Raw genomic sequence first — 21122 nt, 5'->3', positions numbered from 1 at the left:
AGTGTGCGATGACCGACAAGAAGCCTCTGACTACCGCCTCGGGCGCCCCAGTACCGGACAACAACAACACCCTGACGGCCGGCCCGCGCGGTCCCGCCCTGCTGGAAGATTTCTGGCTCATTGAAAAACTTGCCCACTTCGACCGCGAACGCATCCCCGAGCGCGTCGTCCACGCCAAGGGCTCCGGCGCCTACGGCACGTTTACCGTCACCCACGACATCAGCCGCTACACCCGCGCCAACATCTTTTCCAAAGTCGGCAAGCAGACGCCGCTGTTCCTGCGCTTTTCGACTGTCGCTGGCGAACGCGGCGCGGCCGACGCCGAACGCGATGTGCGCGGCTTTGCCATCAAGTTCTACACCGACGAAGGCAACTGGGATCTGGTCGGCAACAACACGCCCGTCTTCTTCATCCGCGACCCGCTGAAGTTCCCCGACTTTATCCACACCCAGAAGCGCGATCCCAAGACCAACCTGCGCAACGCCACCGCGGCGTGGGATTTCTGGTCGCTCAACCCCGAATCGCTGCACCAGGTCACCACGCTGATGAGCGATCGCGGCATCCCCGCCAACCTGCGCCAGCAGCACGGCTTTGGCTCGCACACGTTCAGCTTCATCAACGCCAACAACGAGCGCTTCTATGTGAAGTTCCACTTCAAGTCGCAGCAGGGCATCGCCTGTCTGACCGACGAAGAGGCCGCGCAGGTCGTCGCCCACGACCGCGAAAGCTCGCAGCGTGACCTGTTCCAGAACATTGAAGAGCGCAATTTCCCGAAGTGGACGCTGAAGGTGCAGATCATGCCCGAGGCCGAAGCCGCGACGTATCACATCAACCCGTTCGACCTGACCAAGGTCTGGCCGCATGGCGACTATCCGCTGATCGAGGTCGGCGTGCTGGAGCTGAACCGCAACCCCGAGAACTACTTCGCCGAAGTCGAGCAGGCCGCCTTCACGCCGGCGAACGTGGTGCCGGGCATCGGTTTCTCGCCGGACAAGATGCTGCAGGGCCGCCTGTTCTCGTATGGCGACACGCACCGCTATCGCCTGGGCATCAACCATCACCAGATCCCGGTGAATGCGCCCAAGTGCCCGTTCCACAGCTTCCATCGCGACGGGGCCGGGCGGGTGGACGGCAACGCTGGCGCCACGATCAACTACGAGCCCAACAGCGCGGGCGAGTGGAAGGAAACGCCCTCGGCGGCCGAACCGCCGCTGGCGCTGGACGGGCAGGCCGCGGCACGCTGGAACCATCGCGTCGATGACGACTACTACTCGCAGCCGGGCGCCTTGTTCCGCCTGATGACGCCGGCGCAGCAGGAATTGCTCTTTAGCAACATCGGCCGTCACATGGCGAGCGTGCCGGAAGTCATCCAGCGCCGCCAACTGGATCACTTCAGGAAGGCCGATCCAGCCTACGCCGAGGGCGTGGCCAAGGCGCTGGGGCTGAAGCTGTAAGCGTTACGCACCATCCATGAAAAGGGGACGGCATCATGGCCGCCCCCTTTTTCATGCCGATCGCTCGATCGCCGCAACAATCGCCGCAACAATCGCCGGAATCATCCCACAGCAACCGCCGCGAACTGCACGCCAATCACCGTTGCATCCCCCAACGCCGCACCGTCAGCCGCTCCAGCGTATCGAACGCCAGGTTTTCCACAAGCAGACCGATGATGACAACCGCGGCCAGGCCGGCGAACACCCGGTCTGTGTATAACTCGTTGCGGTTCTGAAAGATGTACCAGCCCAGCCCGCCCTTGCCGCTAGACGCGCCGAACACCAGTTCGGCTGCGATCAGCGTGCGCCAGGCAAATGCCCAGCCGATCTTCAGGCCGGCCAGGATGGCGGGCAGGGCGGCCGGCACCAGAATCTGCAGCACGTAGCGCAACCCGGTCAGCCCGTAATTGCGCCCCGCCATCCGCAGGGTGTCAGACACCCCGAGAAAGCCCGCATACATGTTCAGCGCCAGCGCCCACAGCACGGAGTGGATCAGCACGAATATCAGGCTGCCTTCGCCCAGGCCGAACCACAGCAGCGCCAGCGGCAGCAGGGCAATCGCCGGCAGCGGATTGAACATCGCCGTCAGGGTGGACAACAGATCGCGACCGAACCGCGTGGACACCGCCAGCGTCGTCAGCACAAAGGCAAGTACGACGCCCGCCAGATAGCCCTGCACCAGCACGCGCATCGATTGCCCGGCGCGCGCCAGCAGTTCACCGCTGGTCACGCCGTCGACGAAGGCCTGGCCGGTCTGCCAGGCGCCGGGCAACAGCAGATCATTGTCGGTATAGCGCGCCGCCAGCTCCCACACCGCCGCCAACAGGGCAAGGATCACGCCCTTGCGCAGGGCGGCGTGCTGCCACAGCCGCTCGTGCCACGGCAGCGGCGTCTCCGCAGCCTGAGGGGGCAGGGGCGGCAGATCGTATTCCACCTCGGGGCGAATGAACGCCGATCCGGCATGGCTGATGCTCATGCGCGCTCCTCTCAAGCCGCCGCGCGCTCGGCCTGAGCCAGCGGCGGAGCGTCGAACAACAAATCGTGAATGCGGCGCGACGCCGCCTGAAACGCTGCCGATCCCTGACTGTGCAGGTCAAAGCCGTGCGCATTCAATTCCGCGCGCACACGGCCCGGATGCGGGGACAGCAACAGGATGCGGCTGCCCAGCACCAGCGCCTCTTCGATCGAGTGCGTGACAAACAACAGCGTGAACCGCACGTCGTCCCACAGCGCCATCAATTCTTCCTGCATGCGCCGGCGCGTCAGCGCATCCAGCGCCGCGAACGGCTCGTCCATCAGCAGCACGCGCGGCTGCATGGCCAACGCGCGCGCAATGGCCACGCGCTGCTTCATGCCGCCCGACAGCGTATGCGGATAGGCATCGGCAAAGCCCGCCAGCCCGACCTTGTCCAGGTAGTGCATCGCCCGTTCGTCGGCCTCGCGCCGGTTGAGCTTGCGCGACGCCAGCAGCGGAAACGCCACGTTCTGGCGCAGCGTCTTCCAGGGCGGCAGCTGGTCGAATTCCTGGAACACCACGATGCGGTCCGGACCCGGCCCTTGCACGGTCTTTCCGTCGATCGCGATCCGTCCCTCGGTGGGCTCGATGAAGCCCGCAACCGCCTTGAGCAGCGTCGATTTCCCGCAGCCGGAGGGCCCGAGCAGGATGAAACGCTCGGCGCCGTGCACGTCAAAACTGACCTGATGTGTCGCCCGCACACGCCGTTCGCGCGTCTTATATTCGATTGACACCTTATCCACAGCCAGCAAAGGCGTGGGCCGTTGAATGTTATCCACAGGGGCGGCGGGACTCACGGCCATGTCAGCTGCCCTGCGCCGTGACGGGATCGTCGAAGAAATAGTCGCGCCAGCTGGCCGGTGCGTTCTTGATCGCGCCCACCTTGTGCATGAACTGCGCCAGCGCGAACGTGTTCTGCGGCTGCAGCTTGAACTGCACATCGGGATTCTTGATGACCTTGATGAGAAAGTCGCGGTCCTGCTTGGCGCCGGTGACGCGCAGGTAGATGTCCGCGGCCTTCTCCGGATTGGCGGCGGCAAAGCTGGCGGCTTCCTTCAACGCTTCCTGGAAGGCCTTGTAGGTCTTGGGATTGTCGCGGCGGAATTTCTCGGTGGCGAACAGCACCGTCGACGAACTGGGGCCGCCCAGCACGTCATACGAATTGAGCACGATGCGCGCCTTGGGGTTCTCGGCCAGCTCCTGCTCCTGGAACGGCGGGTTGCCGAAATGTCCGGTGATTTCCGTGCCGCCGGCAATGATGGCCGCCGCCGCGTCCGGGTGCGGCAGCGCCACCGAGATCCTGTCCAGCTTGTTGTACTGCGCATCGCCCCACAGCTTGGCCGACGCCAGCTGCAGCACGCGCGATTGCACCGACACGCCCACCGCCGGCACGGCGATGCGGTCCTTGTCCGTGAAGTCGGCAATGGTCTTCACGTTGGGATTGTTGGTGACCAGGTAATAGGGAAAGTTGCCCAGCGACGCCACGCCCTTCACATTCTGCTTGCCGTGCGTGCGATCCCAGATCGTCAAGAGCGGTCCCACGCCCGCCCCCGCGATATCCACAGCCCCGGACAGCAGCGCGTCGTTCACCGCCGAGCCGCCGGACAGCTTGGCCCACTCGACCGAGATATCCACACCTTCGGCCTTGCCGTGCTTTTCGATGAGCTGCTGGTCGCGCGCCACGTTCAGCAGCAGATAGACGATGCCGTACTGTTCGGCGATGCGGATTCGCCCTTCGGCCATGGCCGGCGTGGGCGAAGCCAGCGCCAGCACGGCAAGTATCAGCGCGAGGCCCGCGCCCGTGGCGGTCTGGACCAGTCGATCCCGTAGCGTGGAGGTCAAACGCATGGCGTTCCTTGTGGATAAGTAATGGGGGGCGGATCGAGCCGCGTCAGAACGGCGTATCGCCTTCGATCGTCGTGCGATAGAGCTTGCGGCGCAGGTGATCCGGCGTGCCGCCCGCCAGGTGGATCAGCGAACGGTTGTCCCAGAACACCAGGTCGTGCGGCTGCCATTTGTGGCGGTAGATGTGTTCCGGCCGCACGCTATGGACAAACAGTTCGGCCAGCAGCGCGCGGCTCTCGTCGTCCGGCAGTCCCTCGATGCGTGTCGTGAAGCCTTCGCTCACGAACAGCGCGCGGCGGCCGTTCTCCGGGTGCGTGCGCACCACCGGATGCACCACCTCCTGCACCTGCGCAATCTGCTGCGCGCTCAGGTTCGGGCGCCAGTTGCCTTCCTTCTGCAGTTGCCCGTACTGGGCCAGATAGGAATGCACCCCGCGCTTGCCGTCGATCGCGTCCTTCAACGCCTGCGGCAGGGTGTCGTAGGCCAGGTGCATGTTCGCGAACAAGGTGTCGCCCCCTTCGGCCGGCAATTCCTGCGCATGCAGCAGCGACCCCAGGCTGGGCAGTTCCTTGTACGAGATGTCCGAGTGCCAGTATTTGCCCGCGTCGCCCAGCCCGATGGGCTTGCCGTCTTCCAGAATGTTCGAGACGGTCAGGATCTCGGGATGGCCCGGCAGGTGAAATTGGTGCAGCACGTGGATCATCAGGCGGCCGAACCGGCGGCTGAAGTCGATGTGCTGTTGGGGCGTGATGCGCTGGTCACGGAACACCAGCAGATGATGGTCCAGATGCGCCTTGTGCACACGCGCAAAATCCGCGGGCGTCAGTTCGCGCGACAGGTCCAGGCCAATGATTTCCGCGCCCACGGGACCGGGCAGGGGGCGCACGTCAAAGGACTGCGCCTGGGGCTGGGTGGCGGCGGGCGCTTCGCGCCGCAAGGCATTGCTCTGGGACATCGATCGCTCCGAAATCGCCTTGCGGCATGGCTGGAACGACCGATTATGGAAACCGCGCCATGTATCTCAAACGAAGATATCGGCGTTTGATCAAAGCTTTACGTCATATAGAAAAAAGCCGCGGGGCGCGCCCGCGGCTTCATCGCCATCTGCATATAAGCAAATAGCGTATCGGTCCTTACTTGGCCGGCATGAACGCCTCGACCAGCTTCACCCAGTACGTCGCACCCACCGGCAGCAGCGCGTCGTTGAAGTCGTAGTTGGGGTTGTGGAGCTGGCACGGACCCATGCCGTGATAGGACTCCATCCGATGATCGCCGTCGCCGTTACCCAGAAACAGGTACGAGCCCGGCACGGATTCCAGGAAGAACGAAAAGTCCTCCGCCCCCATGAACGGCGGCATGTCGCGCAGCACGTTTTCCGCGCCGAAGGTGTCTTCCGCAACCTTGGCCGCAAACGCGGTTTCGTTTTCCCAGTTCACCAGCGGCGGATACGCGCGCACGAAATCCAGCTCGCCCGTGCCGCCATACACCTGCGGCAGCGTGGTGGCGATGCGCCGCATGTCTGCCTCGATCTTGTCCAGCGTCTCCACCGAATAGGTGCGCACCGTGCCGCGCAGCACGGCTTCGCCGGGAATCACGTTATAGGCATCGCCCGCGTGAATCTGCGTGATCGACAGCACGGCCTGATCCAGCGGATTCTTGCTGCGCGAGATGACCGTCTGCAGCGCATGCACCATGTCGGCGGCCACGATGATGGGGTCCACGGACGAATGCGGCTGGGCGGCATGGCCCCCCACACCCTTGATCACGATGTCCCAGCGATTGCTCGACGCCATCGTCGGCCCGGCCCGGAAACCGAACTGGTTGACCGGCATGCCCGGCATGTTGTGGATGCCGAACACCGCATCGCAGGGAAACTTGTCGAACAACCCGTCCTGCATCATGGCGCGCGCGCCGGCGTTGCCGCCTTCCTCGGCCGGCTGGAAGATGAATACGACCGTGCCGTCAAAATTGCGATGCGTGGACAGATACTGCGCGGCGCCCAGCAGCATCGTCGTATGCCCGTCGTGGCCGCATCCGTGCATGCGCCCGCTGATCGTGGACTTGTGGGCAAACCGGTTGTGCTCCGGCATCGGCAGCGCGTCCATGTCGGCGCGTAGGCCGATGGTCTTGCCGCCGCTGCCGGCGCGCAAAATGCCCACCACACCAGTTTTCCCCAGCCCCGTGTGGACTTCCAGTCCCCAGCCGCGCAGGCGTTCGGCCACCAGGTTGGACGTGCGCGTTTCCTGGAACGCCAGTTCGGGATGCGCATGGATGTCGCGCCGCAGGGCGGTCAAATCCCCGTGTACGCGTTCGATTTCGGCAATGGTTTTCATGGGTGTGGATAAGCTGTCTGGATTGAAGGAGGGCGCACGCGCAAATGGCCTGCTGGTCGGGGAATTCTCGCGCCGCCCCGCGTGCCGCGTCCAGCCCTTTTTCGGCGCAGGTCACGCGGCATCGTTCAAATGGCAGGCGCTGAACTGCCCCGGCGCGATCTCCCGCAGGAGGGGGCGCTCGGCCTTGCAGCGCGGCATGGCATGGGGACACCGCGGGTGAAATGCACACCCCGTGGGCGGATCCAGCGGCGAGGGCAGCTCGCCGCGGATGGGCTGATAGCTTCGCCGACCCGGCGTCAGCGTCGGCAGCTCCTTGAGCAACGCCTGCGTGTACGGGTGGTTGGCGCGCGCGAAAACCGTATCGGTATCGGCCAGCTCGACAATGCGTCCCAGATACATGATCGCCACGCGATCCGAGATATGGCTGACCACGCTGAGGTTGTGGCTGATGAACAGATACGTCAGGTCCAGCTCATCGCGCAACCGTTCGAACAGGTTCAGCACCTGCGCCTGGATCGACACATCCAGCGCGGCGACGGCCTCGTCGCAGACGATCACCGAAGGCTTCAGCGCCAATGCCCGCGCAATGCCGATGCGCTGGCGCTGGCCGCCCGAAAACTGATGGGGATAACGCTGTGCAAAGCTCGCGTCCAAGCCCACTTGGCGCATCAGCCCGGCCACATATTCCTGTTTGTCCCGCGAACGGATCAGGCCGTGCGCCGCGGGCGCTTCCCCAATGATGTCGCGCACGCGCATGCGCGGGTTCAGCGACGCGTACGGATCCTGGAAGATCATCTGCACGCCCAGCTCGTACGCGCGCCGCTCCGGACCCTTCATGGCTTGCACGGGCTTGCCCTGGTAGTCCACCTGGCCGGCCGTCGGCGGCAGAATGCCGGACACGATGCGGCCCAGCGTGGATTTTCCACAGCCCGACTCACCGACGATGCCGATCACCTCGCCTGGCCTGATCGCCAGGTCGACGCCGGCCACGGCATGCACCACCTGCGTCTTCAGGCCCGCGCCCAGCAGGTTGGCGATGCGGCCAGCCAGATCCACTGGCTGCACGAAGCGCAGTTCGACGCCGCGCAGGGCGAGGATCGGCGTGGGATCGGGCGTGAGATTGTGTTGGGGGGCGTTCATGTCGCGTCCGGCGCTCCAGCATGCCAGCAGCGCACCCATTGCGCCGGGCGAACCTCGACGGGCGGCGGCTCGGCCAGACAGGCGTCCGTCGCACGCGGACAGCGCCCGCGAAACGCACAGCCCTGCGGCAGATTCAACAGCGACGGCGTCATGCCGGGAATCGGCACCAGCGGCTTGCCGCGCGACGCCGGCGTCGGAATGGAAGCGATCAGCCCATGCGTATAAGGATGCATCGGGTGGCTGATGACCGCCTCGGTGCTGCCCGTTTCCACGACGCGCCCCGCATACATCACCGACACGCGGTCGGCCAGACCCGCCACCACGGCCAGATCATGCGTGATCCAGATCAGGCCTGTTCCCGTTTCGCGGCAGAGCTTCTGCACCTCGAACAGGATCTGGCCTTGTATCGTGACGTCCAGCGCCGTCGTGGGCTCGTCCGCAATGATCAGGCGCGGTGAATTCAACAGCGCAATGGCGATGGCCACACGCTGGCGCATGCCGCCCGACAGCTGATGCGGATACGTCCGCAGCCGCTCCTCCGGCGACGGAATGCCGACCATCGCCAGCGTCTGCAACGCGCGCCGGCGCGCCTCGTCGCGCGACACCTTGGCATGCGCCTGCACCGCTTCGATCATCTGCGTATCCACGCGCAGCACCGGATTGAGCGTCATCATCGGATCCTGGAAGATCATCGCGATCTCCTGACCCCGCAACTGGCGCCACCGTGCAGGCGTCGCCGCGCGCAGGTCCTCGCCGTTGAGCAGCACCTCGCCATCGACAATGCGTCCGGGTTCATCCAGCAGGCCCATCAAGGAAAATCCCGTGATGCTCTTGCCCGATCCCGACTCGCCGACGAGGCCCAGGATCTCGCCTTCGGCCAGCGTCAGATCCACACCGTCCACGGCCTTCACCACGCCGTTGCGCGTGAAGAAATGCGTCTTCAGGCCATGCACCTCAAGTACAGGGGCCGGGCCAGGCAGGGGGCGTTGCGCCGCAAGTGTCTGCATCGCTCCCGTCCTCAATTCGCGTGCCGCGGGTTGAGCACATCGCGCAGGTGGTCGCCCACCAGGTTGATGGCGATGATGGCCAGCGCCAGCGCAATGCCGGGAAAGAACGAAATCCAATACTGGCCGGACAGCAGGTATTCAAAGCCGTTGTAGATCAGCATGCCCAGCGACGGCTCGGTCACCGGCACGCCGACTCCCAGGAACGACAGCGTCGCTTCCAGCGCGATCGCGTGCGCCAGGTCGATCGTGGCGATCACGATGAGCGGGGGCATGCAGTTCGGCAGCACGTGCCGGAACAGCACGCGCGACCACGACAACGACATGCAGCGCGCCGCCTCCACATATTCCTTGCCGCGCTCGACCAGCGCGGCCCCGCGTGCGGCGCGCGCAAAATACGCCCACTGCACGACGATGAGCGCGATGATCACCTTATCCACACCCTTGCCCAGAATCGCCAGCAACATCAGCGCCACCAGGATCGCCGGAAACGACAACTGGATATCCACAACGCGCATCAGCAGGGCATCGATGCGTCCGCCGAAATAGGCGGCAATCAGCCCAACCGTGGCCCCAATGCCAAAGGCCGCCAGCACCGACACGGTGGCGACCATCAGACTGGTGCGCATGCCGTAGAGAATGGCGGAAAACAGATCGCGCGCCTGGCCGTCCGTGCCCAGCCAGTGCCGCATCGAACCATCCCCGCTTTCGCTGCCCGGCTTGAGCTTCGAATCCATGATGTCCAGGCTGGCCAGATCGTACGGATTCTGCGGCGCGATCCACGGCGCGAGCAGCGCCGCCCCCACGATCACGATCAGCATCACCAGCCCCAACGTGGCGAGCTTGCTGGCAAAGAAATCCGACACGAAGCGGCGCCAGGGCGATTGCTCTTTCGTCGGGGCCGGGGGCGAGGCAACGGTGGCGGGCGTGTTCATCGGCGGCTATCCAGGCGTACGCGGGGGTCCAGCACCGTGTAGATGATGTCCACCACCAGATTCAACATGACCAGGAAGAAAACAATCAGCAGCAGATACGCCACCACCACGGGACGATCTAGGTTGATGATGGAATCGATCAGCAGCTTGCCCATGCCTGGCCACGAAAACACGGTTTCCGTCACGACGGCAAACGCCATCACCTGGCCAAACTCCAGGCCCGCGACCGTCACCACCGGAATCAGGATGTTCTTGAGCAGATGCACGCCCAACACGCGCTTTTCCGACAGGCCCTTGGCGCGCGCGAACTTGATGTAGTCCATGGGCAGCGCCTCTCGCGTGGCGGCCCGCGTCACGCGAATGATCATCGCGCACTTGGCTAAGGCAATGGTCGCGGCGGGCAATGCCAGGCTCCGCCAGCCATCGAACGTCAACACGCTCAACTGCAGCGAACCGATGCTGATCGTGTCGCCGCGGCCGCCGGCCGGCACCCAGCCCAGCATCACCGCGAACACCATGATGAGCATCAGGCCCACCCAGAAATTCGGCAATGAAAACCCCAGCACCGAGCCCGTCATGATCGCGCGCGAACCCACCGCTGCGGGCTTCAAGCCCGCCAGAATGCCGAGCGGCACGCCGATCAGCACCGACAGCAGCATCGCCACACAGGCCAGTTCCACGGTGGCCGGCATGCGCTCCAGGATCAGGTGCATGGCCGGCTCGCCGGTCAGGAAGCTGTTGCCGAAGTCGCCTCGCACTGCTTGGCTCATGAAGATCAGGTACTGCCGCCACAACGGCTGGTCCAGCCCCAGCGACGCGCTGATCGCGGCGCGCTGCGCCTCGGTCGCTTCGGGACTGGCCAGCATCGAGACGGGATCGCCGACCATGTAAATGCCGGCAAAGACCAACGCCGACATGACGAGCATGACGACGATGGTTTGCAGCAGCCTTCTGACGATGGTTGCAAGCACGAGAGATGGCCCGGCGCGCTTACTTCTTCAGCGTAGCGTTCTGCGCCAGCGTGACCTGGTCCGGACGGCCCTCGTAGCGGATGTCGTTCTTCATAGCCCAGACCGACAATTCGAAATGCACGGGCAGCATCGCAAAGTCATCCATCGCGATATTGCTTGCCGTCGACAGCAACTCCGCGCGCTTGGCGTCGTCCATCGTGGACGACGCCTGTTTCACCAGGTCATCCATCTTGGGATTGGAATAACGGCTGCGGTTCGTCGTGCCCTGGCCCGCTTCCGGATTGCGCGTCATCAGCAGCGACGTCAGCGCGTTGGACATTTCACCGCTGGTCACCGACCAGCCCGCCAGATACGCCGAGAACGAATAGCTGTCGCGGTTCTTGAAGAACACCGGAGGCGCCATCGCGTCCACGCTGGTCTTTACACCGATGCGCGTCCACATCGACGCGATGGCCTGCGCCACCTTCGAATCGTTGACGTAGCGGCCGGACGGAGAACCGAGCGTGATCGAAAAGCCGTTCGGATAGCCCGCTTCCTTGAGCAGCGCCTTGGCCTTTTCGACATCGGCCTTGGGCGCCTTCGAATGTTCCTTGCTGGCGCCGAACATGGGGTAGGGCAGCAGGTTGCCCGCAGGCAGGGCGACGCCGCCCATCACGCGCTCAACGAGCGCATCGCGGTTGATCGCCAGCGACAAGGCTTCGCGCACTCGCTTGTCCTTCATCGGGTTCTTTTCGGTGCCTTGCACGCCGGGCGACGGCTCCGCGTATTGGTCCAGCGCCACGTACACCACGCGCACCGACGGCGTTTCCTCGACAAAGAGCTTTTTGTCCGACTTGAGCTTGGGCAGGTCGTCGGTGGGAGGATCCTCGATCATGTCCACGTCGCCGGCCAGCAGGGCAGCCACGCGCGCGGCCGCATTGCTGATGGGCCGATAGACCACGCGATCCCATTCGGGCTTCTTGCCCCAGTAGTTCTCGTTGCGCGCCAGCACAAACTCAGCGCCGCGCTTCCACGACACGAACTTGTACGGGCCCGTTCCGATCAGGCCGTCGCCGCTATTCAATTCTGTCGTCGTCTTGCCTTCGGCCGCTGGACCCGAAGCGGCCTTCTTCGACAGGATGGGCAACTGCGCCAGATTCACCAGCAGGTTCGGCGCAACATCCTTGGTGGTGATACGGATCGTCATCGGATCCACGGCTTCGGTCTTGGCCACCGAACCCAGATAGAGCGTGAACGGCGACGGGCTGTTCGGCACCTTCGGGACGCGGTCATACGTAAATACGACGTCCTCGGCGGTAAACGGCGTGCCGTCGGAGAACTTCACGTTCGGCCGCAGCTTGAAGGTCCAGACCTTGCCATCGACAGTCCACGATTCCGCCAGCGAAGGCTGCGGCTTGAGCTGCGCGTCCGTGGCGACCAGCGTATCGAAGATGGTTTGGGAGATCTGCGTGTTCGGCGTCAACGCGTGGTACTGCGGATCCATCGAAGACGGCTCGGTCTTCAGGCCGATCACCAGATCGCGGGCCATGGCCGAACTGTATGTGCCACAGGCCATCACCACCGCGGCAGCGCCGCAGGCCAAGACACGCGAAAACCGAGATGCCATCGTGATCTCCCAGAGTTGTTTCGGGTTTTGAACCTCGGGGCCACAGTAACCAGCAAACAACGCGCCGCGCAACAGTTATATTCCCCTATTGTTTCGCCTTGTCATCTACCTCGATATGTCCGCTTACGCCCCCATTGCCGCCATTGCCACCGCTCCCGGAAGAGGCGGCATCGGCGTCGTGCGCATTTCTGGTGCGGACCTGTCCGAATTGGTGCGGCGCCTGTTTCAGCGCGATCTCACGCCCCGCCACGCGCACTATCTTCCGTTCAAGACGGTGGACGGCGAACTGCTGGACGAAGGCATCGCCATCTACTTTCGCGCGCCGCATTCCTACACCGGCGAAGACGTGCTGGAACTGCAGGGACACGGCGGTCCGGCCGTGTTGCGGCGCGTGCTCGATAGCTGTCTGACCGCCGGCCGCGACCTGGGTGTGCGACTGGCCGAACCCGGTGAATTCACGCGCCGCGCGTTTCTGAACGACCGCATGGATCTGGCGCAGGCCGAGGCGGTTGCCGACCTGATCGAAGCCTCATCGGTCGCGGCCGCGCGCGGCGCCATGGCGTCGCTATCGGGCGAATTCTCGGCACGCGTCAACGACCTGTCCGACCGCATCATTCACCTGCGCATGCTGGTCGAAGCGACGCTGGATTTTCCCGAAGAGGAAATCGACTTCCTGGAAAAGTATCAGGCGCGTCCCACCCTGGACGCATTAGCCGGCGACCTATCCGCGCTGATCGCGCAGGCGCGCCAGGGCGTCATCCTGCGCGAAGGCCTGCATGTCGTTCTGGCGGGCCAGCCCAACGTCGGCAAATCCAGCCTGCTCAATGCGCTAGCGGGCGACGACATCGCCATCGTCACACCCATTGCGGGCACCACGCGCGACAAAGTGGTGCAGGAAATCCATATTGATGGCGTTCCGCTGCATATCGTCGACACGGCCGGCCTGCGCGAAACCGAAGACACGGTGGAAAGCATCGGCATCGCGCGCACCTGGCAAGAGATCGAGCGCGCCGACGTCATCCTCCATTTGCAGGATGCCACCCAGCCGGGCGACGAACTCGACGCGCAGATCACCGCGCGCCTGCCCGCCCGCACGCCGGTGCTGAAGGTATTCAACAAGGTTGACCTGCTGGCCGAGCCTTTCGTCCCCGGTCCCGGCGAACTGGGCATCTCGGCCAAGCGCGGCGCCGGCCTGGACGCGCTTCGCGCCGAACTGCTGCAGATCGCCGGCTGGAACCCCGGCGCCGAGTCGCCGTGGCTCGCGCGCGAACGGCATTTGCATGCATTGCAGGAAGCGGCCGAACATCTGGAACTGGCCGCCGCGCATGCCAGCCAGGATGACCGGGTGCTGGACCTGTTTGCCGAGGAACTGCGGCTGGCGCACGATAGTTTGTCCAGCATTACCGGCAAGTTCACCAGCGATGATTTGCTGGGGGAGATTTTTTCCAGTTTTTGCATCGGGAAGTAGTCAGGGTCTGCACCCCGCAACATGCTTGCGCACATCGATTTTCTTAATTAATAAGACTCTTCTGATTTACACGAAATATCGGCGGCTTTTACAACCGGTGGTGCCCTTTGGCACCAAGGACGACCCGAGTGGTCTGTCCCCACCGGAAGCACGCCATGCCTACCCAATCCGATCTGCGCTTCACGTTCGCAGTTAGCGACGAATCATTTGAAGTCGCCGAATTTTCGCTGCAGGAAGACCTGTTACGGTCGCTGTTGCCGCAAGGGGCTGGCTGCGGGCACCGCCATCGGACTCGCCGCCTATGCAGTATCGCAACTAGCAAAAAGCCTCGAATCCGATGCATTGGAAAATTGGGCCCGGCGATGCTATTTCGGTCAAGCAGATGAGCGCTGGCGCCATCCAGAAGATATCGACGTCTCCATTGCTGCACTCAATGCTGCAGTGATCGGTATGGACGTGGACCTCCGTTTCACTGATGAAACACGGGCGAGACCGATAGACGAACTCTACACCGAAGACATAGAGGTCCTCAAAAACAGAGGCCCCGTAGAGACAACAAAAGCGCTCGTCTACAGCGCAATTTTTCCTGGTTTTGATGCCGAACGATCTCGTTACCGCTTTACGCTTACCACCGAGCGTTTTGGTCTAGCACAGGGCGCCAGACGTACCCCCCATCTGTCTTCCCATGTCATGGCATCCGGGCAAGTCAACGATACAGACCCCGCCCTGCCAGTTTCCACCTTGGGTCGGCCGGATTACACGCTGGATAACGAAACTAGACCAACGTCCTCTCGGCCAATCCTTAGCGGTAGGTACTGGCTGGATTCGCTCAACAACATCAAATCGGCAACTTTGGTTGTGGCGTTCTGGCCAGATAAAAGCGATAGCTCTGGCTTCGCCGCTATCGAAATTACCGAGGAACTCTAATGGCAAGACCTCGACTGAATCCCCCGTGTGGCGGCTGGCAACGCGACCTTCCAGGTCCCAACGACCCGCTCAATGAGCCCCCGATGTTGCTCTGGCAGGCTCCCACTCACATGGATGAAACGTATGTCGAGTTCGCTCGGAATACCTCGAGTATCCGCGGCGCTTTATTTTTCCTGCTACTGCTGGTGGTATGGACAGAGTTCAAGCTTGTAATTTTTGCCGCAAAGGACATCTATGCGACAAGTACGGCAGTTGCAGGAGTTACCTTTGAACTTGCAGGGATTTTTCTACTACACGTTGGCATACTCGCGATTGGCGCTTGGACGGCATTTGTTGGCTATCGTGCCGAAGTCTCCCCACCCCGCGATCTCCCGATTCGCTTCAATCGTCTACGTCGCAAGGTCTACGTCTATGGCTTCCATTCTGTTTGGTGGAATCCGATTAAGCGCGCGTATGCGACCACCGCGAGTTATGACTGGGACGATCTGCGTGCGGAGAAATGGAAAGTCCGTGGAGCGACGCCAGGCGGAGGTCTCATCATCAAGGAAGGCGTCTCCATCGCAGTTGTGGAACCGGGTACTAACAACGTCGTGACACGCTTCCACTTAAATACTGACGCCGCGAACACCTCCAATTTCTGGGCATACGTGTGCGCCTACATGCAGAACGGCATTAAAGGGCTCGAGCCTGATCGTGCCGAACCTCGTGATGCCAACGACGTCGCTCCCTACAACATCGCCTTGCGCCTGGCCCCGAAGGTCCAGTGGCCCGCGGATATGGATCTTGAATCACGAACCGCACCATGAAGGCGGTCGAGGCCGAAGTCTTGATTCGCTATCCGGAAGGAATCTTTCGCTTGTCAGCTGCCGCAGCTTCTCAGCCGCGATGCGTCCGGTCAATGCACTCAGGCTTCGCCGCCGCGCAGATTACGAAGAAGCGCTGATGGCCAGACCTCAACTGAATCCCCCCTGCAGCGGCTGGCAACGCGATCTGCCCGGCCCTAATGACCCGCTCGACGAACCCCCAATGCTGCTATGGCAAGCACCGACGCATATGGATGAGACGTATGTCGAGTTCGCTCGGAACATGTCGAGTTTGCGCGGTGTTTGCTTTTTCTTTTTACCGGTGGTCGCATGGGTTCTTTTAGATCTCTTAGTAATGGCCGCAAAGGATATATATTCATTCGCCACTACAGGTGTTAGCGCACTTATGGCCGGAATTTTTCTGATGCTTGCTGGTTCAATTTCCATCGGCTTTTGGACGGCGTTTGTAATCTACCGTGCCGAGGTCTCTCCACCCCGCGATCTTCCGCTCCGCTTCAATCGCCTACGTCGCAAGGTCTACGTCTATGGCTTCCATTCAGTCTGGTGGAATCCCTTCGAGCACGGGTACGTGACGACGGCGAGTTATGACTGGGACGATCTGCGAGCAGAGAAGTGGAAAGTCCGTGGCGCGACGCCTGGCGGCGGGCTCATCATCAAGGAAGGCGTCTCCATCGCGGTGGTGGAACCGGGCACCAACAACGTCGTGACGCGTTTCCACTTAAACACCGACGCTGCCAACACCTCCAATTTCTGGGCATATGTGTGCGCCTACATGCAAAACGGCATTAATGGCCTCGACCCCGATCGTGCCGAACCGCGTGACGCCAACGACGTCGCTCCCTACAACATCGCCTTGCGCCTGGCCCCCAAGGTTCAATGGCCGGCGAATATGGATCTTGAATCACGAACGGCGCCGGACACGGACTCCGTGCTAGATTCGACCGGTCAGATTGCATCTATCGCTTTTGCATCGGGAAGATAACCGGAGGCGCGTCGTCATGAATACGATTCCCACCCCCTTTCGTATCCGCGCCGCGAAGCCTGCTGATGTCGCCCGCATCGAGCACATCGTCCATGAGGCTTACACCCCCTACGTCGCACGCAACGGCGCCACGCCCGGACCCTTGCTGGACGACTATCCGGTGCGCGTCGCCCAAGGTGTGGTTCATGTGCTGGAGTCGGACGCTGGCATCGAAGCCCTCATCGTGCTGATACCAGAACCCGACGGCAGCTGCATGCTGCTGGACAACATCGCCGTGTCGCCAACCGCGCAAGGCAAAGGGCACGGCCGGACGCTGCTGCAATGGGCGGAAGACGCCGCGCGCCGCGCCGGCTTTTCACGCATTCGGCTTTACTCGCAGGAAGCAATGACCGAGAACATCGCCATCTACACGCGGCGCGGCTATGTGGAGACGCATCGAGCAACGGAGATTGGGCTGAATCGTGTTTTTATGCAAAAGCCGCTTTAATTGAGCGTCTTTTGCAAAGATCTAACTCGCCAAAAACGAGCCGTCTAAATATATGAGCTTTTACTCGCAATTTGTCGTCGTACCTTTTTTCGCTATCAGATGAGCGGAAATCCTGTTGTTCGCCAGCGATTTCGCATAGACGGACTCCGGCCGGATGCGCTGCGCAACGACGTACCCCATCATGCACGCCAGCATCAGCGGCAACATGACTTCATAGCTCAGCGTCATCTCGAAGATCATCAAGATCGACATCAGCGGCGCATGCGTGGTGGCCGCCAGTAGCGCGCCCATTCCCACGACGGCATAACTGGACACCGCCGACAGGCTGCCGGCCGGAAACACGCCTTGTAGTGCAGTCCCGTACAAGCCGCCCAGCGCCGCCCCGACGAACAAGGTCGGCGTGAAAACGCCGCCCAAGGCGCCGGACCCGACGCTGGCCGCCGTGGCTAATATCTTGAGCAAGAGCAGGACAGCCACCGCCTGCCACGCCCAATCCGTATGCAACATGCTGTTGACCACGCTGTAGCCGTTACCCCACACCGCTGGGTCGATCACGGACAGCGCTCCCACGACAAGCCCGCCTGCCGCCATCCTGGCCCATATCGGAAATGGCAACCGGCGAAACGCCGCGCGGGACAAGTCCAGGAATCGCAAGAATTGGGGCGCGGCCAGGCCCGCGATCAGGCCAAGTCCCAGGTAATTGATCACTTCCCACCCCGACACGAACTCGAAATGCGGCATCTGGAAGACCGCGTCATAGTGCAGCACCTGCCGCGTCACAATGTTGGCGACCACGGAGGCGACAGCCAGCGGCACCAGCGTCGCCGTTGAAATCACGCCGTACACAATCTCCGAGATGAACACCGCGCCGGCAATCGGCGCGTTGTACGCCGCGGTGATGCCCGCCGTGGCGCCGCAGGCCACCAACAGCCGGAGATGGCGGGGCGGCAGGACTAGATAGCGGCCCGTCAATGATGCACACATTGCCGCCAGTTGCACCATCGGCCCCTCGCGGCCGATCGATGCGCCGGATCCGATCGAAAAAATCGAGGACAGGCTGCGCGCGACCGTCTGGCGGAAGCCGATGACGCCCCGTCCGATCGAGATGGCTTCCATATAGTCGGCTGCCCCGCGCCGGGGCAGCCATCGGGTCGCGGCCTGCAGTATCAGGCCGGCGATCGCGCCCCCGCCCGCTGGCATCAGAAACCGCTGCCAGGGATCCAGCCCACGGGCCAGCGACACCATGCCGTGGGGAACCTCGCCGCCCCCCACCAAGAATTGCATCCAGCCAAGCAGTTCGCGAAACACCACCGTTGCCAGCGCACCCAGGGCGCCAATCAACGCGGCCGCACACAACGTCAAAGCTAAATTTTCCGCCAAAAGTCCGCGTTTCAGCCGCCTGGCCCAGGGCGGCCGCCGCAGTTTCAGGTCGCTATCCATGGCCGGATTCTACGGCGGAATCTGCTCACTTTTTGTTCAGCGCACCGTCAACAAGCCGTTCGGGTCTCCCCTCGAATGCCTGATTCCGATCGCCGCGTAGCGGCCCGTTTTGGGGCGCAGCAACGGCAAAAATCAGGGTAGGCGAAGGGCGGTTTTCCAGGGTAAAAGGGCGCTTCCTGGAACCCAGTTGCCAGAAACGCCCTGTGGATAACTCCTAAGTAGCGCGCTTGTGCACATGTTGTGGAGGCAAGTTGAACAAGCAGGGGTTTCGTACGTGGTCCAAAATCTTGTCCAACTTCAGCTTTTTTCCCACACAGAGTTCTTGCACAGGCAAAAACGGCCGTAAGACGATGAAAAGAAAGATGTTTTCAAGGTTAAGGTAGTTATCCACAGCCCTTATTAATCATTAGTCTTTATATAAATAGAAAAAAAGGAAAAGCCAAACATGCTTTCCTATCCCGCCCATCCACCGCCCCCCGGACTGCGTCCATGCGTATCCTCCTGATCGAAGATGAAGCTGAACTTGCCCGCTGGCTGTCCAGAAGCCTGGCCAGACATGCGGGCTTTGTCGTGGAGTGGGCAGACGACGGTCTGGTTGCCGAAAGAAGGTTGGCCGTCGAAGATTTCGATGCGGTCATCCTGGATCTGGGACTTCCCGGCATGGATGGCCATACTTTGCTGGCGAAGATTCGCGCGCGGGACGACCGTACGCCGGTGCTGGTCTTGACCGCGCGCGATTCACTGGCCGAGAGAATCGGAACACTTCACGAAGGAGCGGACGATTTCCTGCCGAAACCCTTTGTTGTGGAAGAGTTGGAAGCGCGATTGATTGCGCTGATTCGCCGCAGCCGCGGGCGCGAACATCCGCGCCTGGCGCTGGGAAACCTGGTTTTTGAAACTTCCGCGCAGAAATTCACGGTCAATGGACAGCCCTTGCAGTTATCCCCACGTGAACATGCGGTACTTCGGGTGCTGATTCAGAAAAGCGGCGAACCCATCAACAAGCAGCAGATCCTGGACCGCATCCTCACGGACGATGCCGACATCAACCTGGAAGCCATCGAGGTCCTTGTTCACCGATTGCGCAAAAAATTGGCGGAAACCGGTGTGCAAATCGTGACCATGCGGGGCATGGGGTACTGCCTGGAGAACCTTGTTGACAACTAGAAGTCCGCAAAACAGCGTTGATTTTTCGGCGAAAAAACGCGCCCGGACGCTGAAAACGCAGTTGCTCTGGTGGCTGATTCCCACGTTGGTCTTCGTGATGATGGGTGCGCTCTGGCTGTCCAACCACCAGTTGCGCAACCAGGTCGACAATGCCTACGACCGGTCTCTCGCCGGCGCGCTTCGCGCGATCGACCACAACATATCCACAGCCAGCGGTGGATTAGCCATGGAGCAGCCATACCTGATGCTTGAATTTTTCGAGCTGACGGCCAATGGCAGCGTGTTCTACCGGGTGGCGACCGAAGACGGGCTGGCCGAAATCGGCCATCCGGGTCTGCCCCTGCCGGAGCAGCCTCTGCTGTCCGGCGAACCGCGGTTTTTCTACGCAACCTACCAGGGGCAGCCCGTCCGGGTCGCGGCGCTGGCCCGGCCCATGAACCCCCCCTTGTACGCAAATCAGGGCGGCCGGGTCATCGTGCAGGTCGCGGAGGGCCTGGAAAGCCGTCAGGCGTTCCTCCACAAGGTTTTGGTGCGTTCAGTGGAGCGGGACCTTGCGGTGATCCTCATCAGCGTCCTGGTGATCATCCTGGGCGTTTTCATGGCCCTGCGCCCCCTCGAGCGGTTGCGGCAGGAAGTCAAAGGCCGGTCTGCAGACGATTTAAGCCCCGTCAGCGCGTCCGACATGCCAGGGGAGGTCCTGCCCTTGGTGGCCGCCGTAAACCTTCACATGGCCCGTTTTGCGGCCTTGGGGAGGGTGCAGGCGCAGTTCCTGGACGACGCATCGCACCAATTGCGCACACCTTTATCGGTTTTGCGGACCCAGACGGCCTATGCCCTGCGCGAAACAGACCCCCAGGAGGTCCGTACAGCCCTTCTGGCGATGCAAGAGGGGCTGGACAGGGCCGTACGCACCACCAACCAGATGCTCGCCCTGGCGCGCGCTAAAGACGCCTCGCTGGCCGAAGGCGGTTTGGCGCCCGAATCGGTGGACCTGGTCGATCTGGCAGACGGAGTGATCCGCACCCAATTACCCAATGCCCGCGCCCGGCAGTTGGACATCGGCCTGGAGGCCGAACGCAGGCCGGTTCTCGTCAGCGGGGCGGAGTGGCTGCTGCGGGAGGCGGTCAGCAACATGGTCGACAATGCCATCCGGTATGCGTCCGCCGGCGGCGTGGTCACCGTCCGGATCGAAGCAGACGCTGGCCAGGCTCGGCTTTTTGTCGAAGACGACGGCCCCGGCATGTCGGATGAGGACATCGCCCGGGCGTGCGTGCGCTTTCGGCGGGGCGCCGCCGGCAAGAACACCTCCGGCGCCGGGCTGGGCCTGGCGATCGTGGGCACCATTGCCGAAATCCTGGGCGCCCGGCTCGTGCTCGAGAACCGGATCGGGCAACCGGGATTGCGCGCGGCATTGGTGTTTACCCTGGAAACCGGACCGCATGCTGCGCCGCGTCACGAAATCGGCCGAAATTGAAAGGTTACGGA

The 21122-nt window shown here is 62.5% G+C and carries 19 protein-coding genes; 8 read left to right on the top strand and 11 right to left on the bottom strand.

The window, feature by feature from the left end; all coding sequences use genetic code 11:
• Nucleotides 1-8: 8 nt before the first annotated feature.
• Nucleotides 9-1454 (top strand): catalase, encoded by a 1446-nt coding sequence (locus AC6LJW_RS19205; protein ID WP_498088007.1) that lies wholly within the window; start codon nucleotides 9-11, stop codon nucleotides 1452-1454.
• 136 nt (nucleotides 1455-1590) lie between these two features.
• Here the strand turns inward: AC6LJW_RS19205 and AC6LJW_RS19200 are convergent, their stop codons facing one another.
• From AC6LJW_RS19200 to AC6LJW_RS19155, 10 genes are all read right to left on the bottom strand, one after another.
• On the bottom strand, nucleotides 1591-2469 hold the full coding sequence (locus AC6LJW_RS19200; RefSeq protein ID WP_056566032.1) for an ABC transporter permease: 879 nt from the start codon (nucleotides 2467-2469) through the stop codon (nucleotides 1591-1593).
• 11 nt (nucleotides 2470-2480) lie between these two features.
• Nucleotides 2481-3311, bottom strand: a complete 831-nt coding sequence (locus AC6LJW_RS19195) for an ABC transporter ATP-binding protein (protein ID WP_498088006.1) — start codon at nucleotides 3309-3311, stop codon at nucleotides 2481-2483.
• A gap of 1 nt (nucleotide 3312) precedes the next feature.
• A complete protein-coding gene (locus AC6LJW_RS19190; protein WP_498088005.1) occupies nucleotides 3313-4356 on the bottom strand; it encodes an ABC transporter substrate-binding protein in 1044 nt (347 codons plus the stop codon).
• Nucleotides 4357-4399: 43 nt separating this feature from the next.
• The gene (locus tag AC6LJW_RS19185; protein ID WP_498088004.1) at nucleotides 4400-5308 is read right to left on the bottom strand and encodes a TauD/TfdA dioxygenase family protein; all 909 of its coding nucleotides are present in this window, start codon (nucleotides 5306-5308) and stop codon (nucleotides 4400-4402) included.
• Between the two features lie 178 nt (nucleotides 5309-5486).
• Nucleotides 5487-6686: a M20 aminoacylase family protein gene (locus tag AC6LJW_RS19180; protein WP_056566046.1), complete on the bottom strand. Its 1200-nt coding sequence runs from the start codon at nucleotides 6684-6686 to the stop codon at nucleotides 5487-5489.
• Nucleotides 6687-6797: 111 nt separating this feature from the next.
• Nucleotides 6798-7826, bottom strand: a complete 1029-nt coding sequence (locus AC6LJW_RS19175; RefSeq protein WP_498088003.1) for an ABC transporter ATP-binding protein — start codon at nucleotides 7824-7826, stop codon at nucleotides 6798-6800.
• Nucleotides 7823-8833, bottom strand: coding sequence for an ABC transporter ATP-binding protein (locus tag AC6LJW_RS19170; RefSeq protein WP_056566049.1), 1011 nt, complete (start codon nucleotides 8831-8833; stop codon nucleotides 7823-7825). Before AC6LJW_RS19170 ends, AC6LJW_RS19175 begins: the two co-directional genes overlap by 4 nt.
• An 11-nt stretch (nucleotides 8834-8844) precedes the next feature.
• The gene (locus AC6LJW_RS19165; protein WP_056566051.1) at nucleotides 8845-9765 is read right to left on the bottom strand and encodes an ABC transporter permease; all 921 of its coding nucleotides are present in this window, start codon (nucleotides 9763-9765) and stop codon (nucleotides 8845-8847) included.
• Nucleotides 9762-10736, bottom strand: coding sequence for an ABC transporter permease (locus AC6LJW_RS19160; protein WP_056566054.1), 975 nt, complete (start codon nucleotides 10734-10736; stop codon nucleotides 9762-9764). Before AC6LJW_RS19160 ends, AC6LJW_RS19165 begins: the two co-directional genes overlap by 4 nt.
• A gap of 19 nt (nucleotides 10737-10755) precedes the next feature.
• Nucleotides 10756-12342: an ABC transporter substrate-binding protein gene (locus AC6LJW_RS19155; protein ID WP_056566056.1), complete on the bottom strand. Its 1587-nt coding sequence runs from the start codon at nucleotides 12340-12342 to the stop codon at nucleotides 10756-10758.
• A 115-nt stretch (nucleotides 12343-12457) separates the two neighbouring features.
• Here AC6LJW_RS19155 and mnmE point away from each other — a divergent pair, with 115 nt between their 5' ends.
• The 5 genes from mnmE to AC6LJW_RS19130 all read left to right on the top strand — a co-directional run bounded on the left by mnmE (nucleotide 12458) and on the right by AC6LJW_RS19130 (nucleotide 17030).
• Nucleotides 12458-13810: a tRNA uridine-5-carboxymethylaminomethyl(34) synthesis GTPase MnmE gene (gene mnmE, locus AC6LJW_RS19150; protein WP_427986294.1), complete on the top strand. Its 1353-nt coding sequence runs from the start codon at nucleotides 12458-12460 to the stop codon at nucleotides 13808-13810.
• 207 nt (nucleotides 13811-14017) lie between these two features.
• On the top strand, nucleotides 14018-14737 hold the full coding sequence (locus AC6LJW_RS19145; protein ID WP_498088002.1) for a hypothetical protein: 720 nt from the start codon (nucleotides 14018-14020) through the stop codon (nucleotides 14735-14737).
• 110 nt (nucleotides 14738-14847) lie between these two features.
• Nucleotides 14848-15543: a DUF6708 domain-containing protein gene (locus AC6LJW_RS19140; RefSeq protein ID WP_498088001.1), complete on the top strand. Its 696-nt coding sequence runs from the start codon at nucleotides 14848-14850 to the stop codon at nucleotides 15541-15543.
• Nucleotides 15521-16543, top strand: coding sequence for a DUF6708 domain-containing protein (locus AC6LJW_RS19135; protein WP_498088000.1), 1023 nt, complete (start codon nucleotides 15521-15523; stop codon nucleotides 16541-16543). The genes AC6LJW_RS19140 and AC6LJW_RS19135 overlap by 23 nt, the downstream gene beginning before the upstream one ends.
• 16 nt (nucleotides 16544-16559) lie before the next feature.
• On the top strand, nucleotides 16560-17030 hold the full coding sequence (locus AC6LJW_RS19130) for a GNAT family N-acetyltransferase (protein WP_498087999.1): 471 nt from the start codon (nucleotides 16560-16562) through the stop codon (nucleotides 17028-17030).
• A 60-nt stretch (nucleotides 17031-17090) separates the two neighbouring features.
• On the opposite strand, the gene AC6LJW_RS19125 is transcribed toward AC6LJW_RS19130, so the two are convergent.
• Nucleotides 17091-18470, bottom strand: coding sequence for a ClcB-like voltage-gated chloride channel protein (locus AC6LJW_RS19125; protein WP_498087998.1), 1380 nt, complete (start codon nucleotides 18468-18470; stop codon nucleotides 17091-17093).
• A 489-nt stretch (nucleotides 18471-18959) separates the two neighbouring features.
• Between AC6LJW_RS19125 and AC6LJW_RS19120 the strand changes: the two genes are divergently transcribed.
• Both AC6LJW_RS19120 and AC6LJW_RS19115 read left to right on the top strand, forming a co-directional pair.
• Nucleotides 18960-19637: a response regulator gene (locus tag AC6LJW_RS19120; protein ID WP_056566075.1), complete on the top strand. Its 678-nt coding sequence runs from the start codon at nucleotides 18960-18962 to the stop codon at nucleotides 19635-19637.
• A complete protein-coding gene (locus AC6LJW_RS19115) occupies nucleotides 19627-21111 on the top strand; it encodes a sensor histidine kinase (RefSeq protein ID WP_369818956.1) in 1485 nt (494 codons plus the stop codon). Before AC6LJW_RS19120 ends, AC6LJW_RS19115 begins: the two co-directional genes overlap by 11 nt.
• Nucleotides 21112-21122: the final 11 nt, after the last annotated feature.

The sequence above is a fragment of the Achromobacter sp. 1012554356 genome, from assembly GCF_059760815.1.
The sequence above is the reverse complement of the archived record's forward strand: the minus strand, read 5'-3'. Positions and strand labels throughout refer to the sequence as shown.